We start from the raw sequence: 7741 nt of genomic DNA, 5'->3' as shown, positions 1-7741 counted from the left end.
CCCGGACTGGGCGGTGTCCAGCCGGACGAGGCGCAACCACAGCAGCGTGTGATCCGGCTTGACACCGCCCAGGCCGGGATGGTTCCCTCCGGGCGCTGATGCGGCGGGGAATCCGGGACAGAGGCGACCACAAGCAGCGACCGGCAGCCAGCAGCGCGGCCCCCCCTCCCCGGAGCGAGGCCGCTCGCCGCGTAGGCGCCGCCGGAGGCGCTCTTGACTGTCGCTCTTGCTCTTGACTGTCGCAGTAGAGCCGACCACCTACCCACACCACCGCCGCCCCGCGAAACCAGCACCACCCCCGACCCGCGCCACCAGCGGATCCCGTAAACCGTGCGCGAAGCCGTCAAGAAACGCCTGTGACTATCAGCCCACAAACAAACCGCAACCAGCCACACATGAGTCAGGGGCGCCGAAAACAAACGTGCAGCATCGCTCGGCCGGACTGGCGGAACTCGCCCACTTTTCTGTTACGCGCGCTTCCGAGAGTTCGGCGCCTCTCGCAACCTGCCAAGCCGGGCGCGGATCCTGGCTCTGCTTGCCCTCGCGGAGGACGACCCCGGATGCGGCCAGATCGCGGACTACCTCGCCGATCCCGCGCCGGAGGTCCGCAGAGCGGGGGTTCGGGCGTGATGCTGTAAACAGCGTGGCGAAACGCAAAACCCCAGGTCGATGACCTGGGGTTGCTGCGCTCGCCCGGTGGGTGCGAAGAGATTCGGACCCACCGCCTCGCCGCTTCAGCTCCCGCGTCCGCGCACCGCCGCCGTGATCTGGCCGGCCGCCGCGGGAGAGTCGACGGCGCCACCGCACATCGCCTGCGCCGCGTACTCGTCGGTGGCTGGTACGGACGGCACCGGCGGCAGCGCGTCGAGCCGGACCGGCGAGAACACGGTGAAGAACGGAGCGCACCAAGACGGCTGGATCAGCGTGCGTGCACTTCGAGGAAAGTGCGCACCGCGGATTCCAGCGCGCCCTCGATCCAGGCCGGCTTGAGGCTTGTGTGCTCGCCCGCGAAGTGCACGCGACCCTCGACGGTGCGCGTGGCCGGGTGCAGTTCGTGCAGTTGGCTGGGTGTCACGACGGCGGCCTCGCCGAGGGCGTAGCGGGCTCTGGCCCAGGACTGAGTCGCGCCGACGCCGGTGAACTCGGTGTAGACCTGCGTTCCGTAGATGCGAGCCATGTCGTCCAGGGCGAGTGCGTAGCGTTCGCCCTGGGTCAGGGAGTCCCAGCGCATCGCGTCGTCCGACCAGCAGTAGGCCGCGAGCACCACGCCGCCGCGGGATCCCTGGGGCGCGTGCGAGGGGAAGTAGGTGAAGCGGCTCGGGTAGTCCGAGATGTTGCCGCCGCCGGTGAAACCGCCGGGTCCGCGCTCCCAGAAGCGCGTCTTGAACTCGAGGAGCACCTTGGTCGCGTTGTCGTAGTGGAGTTCCTCCACCGCGCGCCGCTTGGGGTAGGACATCAGCGGCTCGAACTGGCAGAAGCGAAGGGCGCTGAAGGGAATGGTGATGATCGCGTAGTCGCCGTGGAAGGTTTCGACCGGGCCGATCGGCGCGCCGTCGCAGGAGTCTTCACTGCCCGACTCGGCGGTGGTCTCGATCCTCACTCCCTGCCCGTCCTGGACGAGCTTGGTCATCCTGCGATTGGTGCGGATCAGGTCCTTCAGCGGGGCCGCGAGGGCGTCGGTGAGGGAGGCGGTCCCGTTCTCGAACTCCCAGTACCGGCTCGTCGGGTTGATCAGCGCGTGGTCGAACAAGGTCGGGATCAGCGAGTAGTGCAGGCGGGAAGTGAGGTTCTCCACGGTACCGACGGCCTGTAGCCGGGCCGTATCCCATCCCTGGTTCTCGATCAGGTACCGCTTTGTGGAGTAGGCGTCGAAGTCGCGGAAGAGTTGCGTCCAGCCGGCCAACTGCGCCGCGATCGGCGCACTGTTGGACACGAGCACAGGAGCGAACGCCGTGTTCGCCGCGGCCGTGGTCGTGGTAGCCAGATTCGTTCCGAACAGGCTGTTGAACGCGCTCGGATTCTGCGCGTACGCGTTCCGGGTCCGGGACAGGCCGTTCGAGGTGATCAGGGACAGCCCGGTGGCCGGCGGCGCGCTGAACACCGTCCCGCCCGGACCGTTGGTCCAGGTCTCGCCGGTGAAGGAGGTGTATGTCACCGGCGGGATCTGGCCGGTGGACACCGCGCCGGGGGCGACGTCGGCGTTGTAGAACAGGCGGCGGGTCAGGCCGAGCTTGTCGCCGAGCGCGAGGACGAGCGGGTGCGCGTCGGGCAGGCGCATGGCACCGGCCTCGGCGTGCAGGCGCGGGTCGGAGAAGATGCCGCGGAAGGTCTTGATCCGCCCGCCGACCCGGTTGCCGTTGGCCTCCAGGATCACCACGTCGTGCCCGGCCGCGGTGAGCAGGCGCGCCGCGGTCAGCCCGGCCGCGCCGGCCCCGACGATCAGCACCCGCTTGCGCGCCGTCGGCGCGGGCAGCCGGCCGTCGATCAGGATCTTGAGATAGTCGAGCTTGAGGTCGCTCTGCTCGTCGTCGCTGACCAGCAGGACTTTGCGAGCCAGATCCCGGGACGTTGCCTCGTCCCCGCCGCCGGGGTAGTCGGTCCGCGGCACGGTGGCGGCGGCGTCGGAGGCGGGGAGCCCGAAGGCGGTGGCGACGGGCAGACCCAGCGTGGCGGCGGCCGCACCGCCGACCAGCGCGCGCCGTGTCACGCCGGTGTTCTCGGACCGGTCGGCGCCTTCGGAAGCCCCGGCGTTTTCGGGCATGCCGGGTCGACTCGAGATTCTGATCTTCACGGTGTTCTTCTCTCTGTCCTCTGCCAGAGCGGTCGGCACGCGATGGCCAGGCCCGCGCTACGGCTGATGGCGTGCGGGTATCCCGGCACGGGGGTGTGCGGCGACGTAGGTGCTGATGAGGGCTGCGATGGGGCGGCGGCACTTGCGGCGCTATGACGCCTCTGCGCGCGGGCCCGAGGGTGTCGTGGTGGCCGGAGCCGGTGCAGCTCGCAGGGACTGCTGAAGACCGGCTTCTGAACGCGGGCGCTGAAGTATCGCTGCCATTTCTCCGCCCTGGATCAAGTATGCAGCGGCGTTGTTCAGCACAGCCATCTGCGCAACCCTAGCTCGGGATGGCGCGGCGCCTGCGGGGATCAGACCCCGATCGCCGCCGCGACCACGGCGAGCACGGCCTGCTCGATCCACAGCGCGGCGGACTGAACTGGGGATTCAGGGTGGCGCGGGGGACAGACCGATTTTCCAAGCGCCGTGAAGACGTCCAGACCAATTCGGAACAGGGCGGCTCCGCGGTCCCTGGCCGGGGATCTGCGGCGAGACGCCGAACTTCTCCGCGCCTTGGACGGGGAACAGGAAGTGCATCCGGCTCCACAGGACCCAGCCCTTCTTGATGTCGGAGACACGAACCGCTCACCGGGCGGTGCCACCTGGCTGAGGTTCTCGACGACCTGCTTGGACGCCGTCCTGCGCTTCTTCAACCCCGACGGAAGCCTGGCCAACGAGGTGACGGGGGCCGAGTTCGCCGAGACCATCGGCACTTCACGCACGAGATCGAGTTCACCTCCGACGGGTCGACATCGTCGACTGAGGTCAGACAGAGACGTTCTATCAGGCACAGACCCTCTATCAGGCACAGACCCTCTATCAGGCACAGACTCTCTATCAGGCACAGACCCTCTATCAGGCACAGACCCGTGCGATGACGCGGTGCAGCAGCTCGCCGAGCCGGCCCGCCGAGGCGTCGCCGGTCGCGATGACCTCCTGTGCGGACAGCGGCTCGCCGGTCATGCCCGCGGCGAGGTTGGTGACCAGCGAGACGCCGAGGACCTCGGCGCCGGCTTCGCGGGCCGCGACGGCCTCCAGGGTGGTGGACATGCCGACGAGGTCGGCGCCCCAGCCGCGGAACATCTTGATCTCCGCCGGGGTCTCGAACTGGGGTCCGCGCAGTCCCAGGTAGACGCCCTCGGCCAGGTCCGGTGCGACGGTGCGGGCCAGGCGGCGCAGGCGGGGCGAGTACAGGTCGGTCAGGTCCACGAAATTCGCTCCGCGGATCGGGGACTCGCCGGTGTGGTTGATGTGGTCGCTGATCAGGACCGGCTGGCCGGGGCGCAGGTCGGTGCGCAGGCCGCCGCTGCCGTTGGTCAGCAGGATCGTTCCGCAGCCGGCGGCGACCGCGGTGCGGACCGCGTGCACGACCGCGTTGACGCCGCGGCCTTCGTAGAGATGCGTGCGCCCGCGCAGGACCAGGACGCGGTGTCCGGCGATCTTGACGGTCCGGAGCCGGCCGCTGTGTCCGACCGCTGCCGGGGCGGCGAATCCGGGGAGCTGCGTGTACGGGATCTCGTGCTCCGCCGGGCCGAGCGCTTCGACGGTTTCCGACCAGCCGGAGCCGAGCACGACGGCGAGATCGTGCGGTCCGGCCAGATCGACGAGCCGTTCGGCGGCGGTGCGTGCCCGCCGGTATGGATCGTCCACTGCGGGTTGCGCGGCGAGGCGGATGTCAGCGGTCGTCATCGTGGCTCCTGGCTACTGTCGTTGGCGAATTCCTTGAGCCCCTCGGCGAACCCGACGGCGGGCGCCCATCCCAGCTCCTCGCGCAGCCGCTGGTTGGACGCGGTGACGTGCCGCACGTCCCCCAGCCGGTACTGCCCGGTGTGCCGCGGCGCCGGCCCGCCCACGGCGGCGGCCAGTCCGGCCGCCAGCTCGCCGACGGTGTGCGGGGTGCCGCTGCCGGCGTTGAAGGCCCGGAAGGTCCCGGCCGGCGCGGCGGACGTCCACTCCAGGGCTGCGACGTTGGCGGTGGCGATGTCCCGGACGTGGACGAAGTCGCGGCGCTGACCGCCGTCCTCGAACACCAGCGGGGCGCGGCCGGCCGCCAGTGCGGAGCGGAAGATCGCCGCCACGCCGGCGTAGGGCGTGTCGCGCGGCATCCTGGGCCCGTAGACGTTGTGGTAGCGCAGCGCGGCCACCCTCCCGCCGCAGGCCCTTGCCCAGGCCGAGGCCAGGAACTCCTGGGCGGCCTTGGTCGCGGCGTAGACGTTGCGGGGGTCGATCCCCGCCGTCTCCTCGACGAGCCCGGGTACCAGCCCGTCGCCGCAGCGCGGGCAGCCCGGTTCGAACCGGCCGGCGGCCAGATCGGACTCTTGCCGCGGTGCGGCGGCGGTCGGTCCGTGCTGCGGACAGTCGTATCGCCCCTCGCCGTAGACGACCATCGACGAGGCCAGCACCAGACGCCTGATGCCGGCCCGGGCCATCTGCGCGAGCAGCACGGCGGTGCCGAGGTCGTTGCAGCCGGCGTAGAGCGGCGCGTCGTCCAGATCCACGCCGAGTCCGACCATCGCCGCCTGGTGGCAGACCGCGTCGACGCCGGTGAGCGCCTCGGCGACCGCCGCGGGGTCGCGGACGTCGGCCTCGGTCAGCCGGACCGGGGCGGGCAGCCGGGCCCGGGCCGCCGCCGGGTCGGGGTGGACGGCCGGCAGCAGCACGTCGAGCGCCACGACCTCGTGGCCGGCGGCGATCAGCGCCGTCACGATGTGCGATCCGATGAATCCGGCGGCGCCGGTGACCAGGACTCTCATCAGGGTTCACACCTCCTTCTCGCCGAGCTCGCGCCCGGCCTCGATACGAACTGGTCTCATGCGGTGGCCAGCGCCACGAAGCGCCGTTCGCCGGCCGACCACTGCTCGGTGCTGCGCAGGCCGATGCCGGCGGCCACCGCGGCCAGCGCCTCGGTCCCGATCCGGGTCCAGCCGAACGGCTCGCCCCCGGTGTCGAAGGTGACGACGTGGTTCTCATGGACGTCCTCGGCCTCGGTCTCCACCACCAGCTCCCCGCAGCCGGGCCGGATCAGGTCGCGGACCCGGGCCAGCAGGGCCGCCGCGTCGCCGCCGATCCCGATGTTGCCGTCCATCAGCAGGGCATGGGCCCACCGGCCGGCTCCCGGGAGCCGGCCGAAGACGCTGCGCCGCAGCACCGTGGCCCCGGCGGCCCGCCCCAGCAGCACCGCCGCCGGGGCCACGTCGACGCCCAGCGCCGGGACGCCGCGCCGGGCCAGTTCGGCGACCAGCCGTCCGGGCCCGCAGCCCAGGTCGATGGTCGGGCCCTGACAGCGGTCGAGCACCGCGCGGTCCACCGGGTCCGGCGCCGCGGTGAAGCGCGCCGCGTCCAACTCCAGGGTCCGGCCCGTGCTGGTACGCAGCACCAGCGGGTGTCCCGGGCCGCTGAGGGCCTCGGCATAGGCCGAACTCGCGGTCCAGGCCCGGTCGGTCGCGCTCACGGTCGCGTTCATGGTCGGGGCCCCGTGCCGGCCGGGACGTCGAGCCGCTGCCGCAGGTCCCGGAACCGGACGCCGAACCGCGACTCCGGAACCAGCGCGGCGACATGATCGGCGTCCTCGACGGTGTCGACGTCGCGCAGCGTCGGCGCCAGCCGCACACTCAGGCCGGCGGCCCGGAGCCGGCCGAGCTGGTCACGGCCCGTATGGTCGGTGGACATCGGGACGCCGACCAGGTGCGCCTCCAGATCCAGGCCGCGCGGTTCCCGGAACCCCAGACACCAGAACCCGCCGTCGTCGGCGGGGCCGAGCGTGGCGTCCGCGGCGGCGTCGGTGCCCTCGGTGTCCTCGGTGTGCTCAGCGTCCTCAGCGCCGGGCAGGCAGGACCGGAGCAGGTCGGGAGTGATCTGCGGAGTGTCCATCCCGACGAGTAGCACTGGACCGGGATCGCGCAGCGCGGCCTGGGCGAACGCGGCGGCCAGGCGCCGGTCCAGGGTGCCGGGGACCTGCGGCACCACGGTGAAGTCCCGGTGCCACGCCGTGCGCGGCACGCCGTCCAGGACCAGCAGTCGGTGCTCGACATCGGTTTCGCGGGCGGCCCGCAGGGTGTCCGCCAAGGCGGCTTCGGCGAGCGCGGCGGCCTCCTGGGGCGTGAACGGCGGCGTCAGCCTGGTCTTCACCCGGCCGGGCACCGGGGTCTTGGCGATGACGATCAGAGTGCTCATCCGGTGGCCGCCTTCCAGACCTTGCGCATGTCCCCGACGGCCTTGACGGTGCCGCCGACCGTGCCGGTGACCTTCGATTTCCCGGTGCGCGGCGCGTAGGGGACATCGGTCTGGCCGATGTGCCAGCCCGCGTCGGCGGCCTTGAGCACCATCTCCAGCGGGTAGCCGAACCGCCGGTCGGTGATCTCCAGATCCAGCAGGGCCGTCCGCCGGGCCGCGCGCATCGGCCCCAGATCACGCAGCGCCACGCCGGTCGTGCGGCGGATCCGGTGCGTGAGCAGCCGGTTGGCGAGCCGGGCGTGCGGCGGCCAGGCGCTCCGGGACGTCGGCCGGCGCTGCCCGAGGAACAGGTCCGCCTGCCCGGCCAGGACCGGCGCGGTCACCTTGGGCAGATCGGCCGGGTCGAAGGAACCGTCGCAGTCCAGGAAGCAGACGACATCGGCGGTGGCGGCGAGCAGTCCGGCGTGGCAGGCGGCGCCGAACCCGCGTCGCGGTTCGTGGACGACGACGGCGCCGAGCCGCGCGGCGACCTCGGGCGACCCGTCGCAGGACCCGTTGTCGACGACGATCGCCCGGTACCGTGCGGGCATGCGGCCCAGTACGAACGGCAGCGCCGCCGCCTCGTCCAGGCACGGCAGGATCACGTCGATCGGCGCCGGGCCCTCGGCCGCGGCCTGGCCGCTGGCAACGTCGGCAACGTCGGCAACGTCGGGGACGATAGGAACGACGGCGACT

General features: G+C 71.8%; 7 protein-coding genes. All 7 read right to left on the bottom strand.

What is annotated here, in order from left to right; all coding sequences use genetic code 11:
* Window positions 1-734 precede the first annotated feature (734 nt).
* Window positions 735-887, bottom strand: a complete 153-nt coding sequence (locus tag ABIA35_RS07160) for a hypothetical protein (protein WP_370357385.1) — start codon at window positions 885-887, stop codon at window positions 735-737.
* Between the two features lie 32 nt (window positions 888-919).
* Entirely contained in the window at window positions 920-2791 is a 1872-nt protein-coding gene (locus tag ABIA35_RS07155) for a flavin monoamine oxidase family protein (protein ID WP_370357384.1), read from the bottom strand.
* Between the two features lie 897 nt (window positions 2792-3688).
* Window positions 3689-4507, bottom strand: a complete 819-nt coding sequence (locus tag ABIA35_RS07150) for a purine-nucleoside phosphorylase (protein WP_370357414.1) — start codon at window positions 4505-4507, stop codon at window positions 3689-3691.
* A gap of 11 nt (window positions 4508-4518) precedes the next feature.
* Window positions 4519-5586, bottom strand: coding sequence for an NAD-dependent epimerase/dehydratase family protein (locus tag ABIA35_RS07145; protein ID WP_370357383.1), 1068 nt, complete (start codon window positions 5584-5586; stop codon window positions 4519-4521).
* Between the two features lie 56 nt (window positions 5587-5642).
* Window positions 5643-6296: a class I SAM-dependent methyltransferase gene (locus tag ABIA35_RS07140; protein ID WP_370357382.1), complete on the bottom strand. Its 654-nt coding sequence runs from the start codon at window positions 6294-6296 to the stop codon at window positions 5643-5645.
* Window positions 6293-7006 (bottom strand): DUF2064 domain-containing protein, encoded by a 714-nt coding sequence (locus tag ABIA35_RS07135; protein ID WP_370357381.1) that lies wholly within the window; start codon window positions 7004-7006, stop codon window positions 6293-6295. Before ABIA35_RS07135 ends, ABIA35_RS07140 begins: the two co-directional genes overlap by 4 nt.
* Entirely contained in the window at window positions 7003-7656 is a 654-nt protein-coding gene (locus ABIA35_RS07130; protein WP_370357413.1) for a glycosyltransferase family 2 protein, read from the bottom strand. The genes ABIA35_RS07135 and ABIA35_RS07130 overlap by 4 nt, the downstream gene beginning before the upstream one ends.
* Window positions 7657-7741: the final 85 nt, after the last annotated feature.

It is taken from the genome of Catenulispora sp. MAP12-49 (assembly GCF_041262705.1).
GTDB lineage: Bacteria > Actinomycetota > Actinomycetes > Streptomycetales > Catenulisporaceae > Catenulispora.
This window is presented reverse-complemented; position numbering and strand designations above follow the sequence as displayed.

What these genes read in the sequence shown, in the direction of transcription:
- ABIA35_RS07145 (WP_370357383.1), bottom strand. Translation starts at nt 5,586, where the DNA reads ATGAGAGTCCTGGTCACCGGCGCCGCCGGATTCATCGGATCGCACATC.
- ABIA35_RS07140 (WP_370357382.1), bottom strand. Translation starts at nt 6,296, where the DNA reads ATGAACGCGACCGTGAGCGCGACCGACCGGGCCTGGACCGCGAGTTCG.
- ABIA35_RS07135 (WP_370357381.1), bottom strand. Translation starts at nt 7,006, where the DNA reads ATGAGCACTCTGATCGTCATCGCCAAGACCCCGGTGCCCGGCCGGGTG.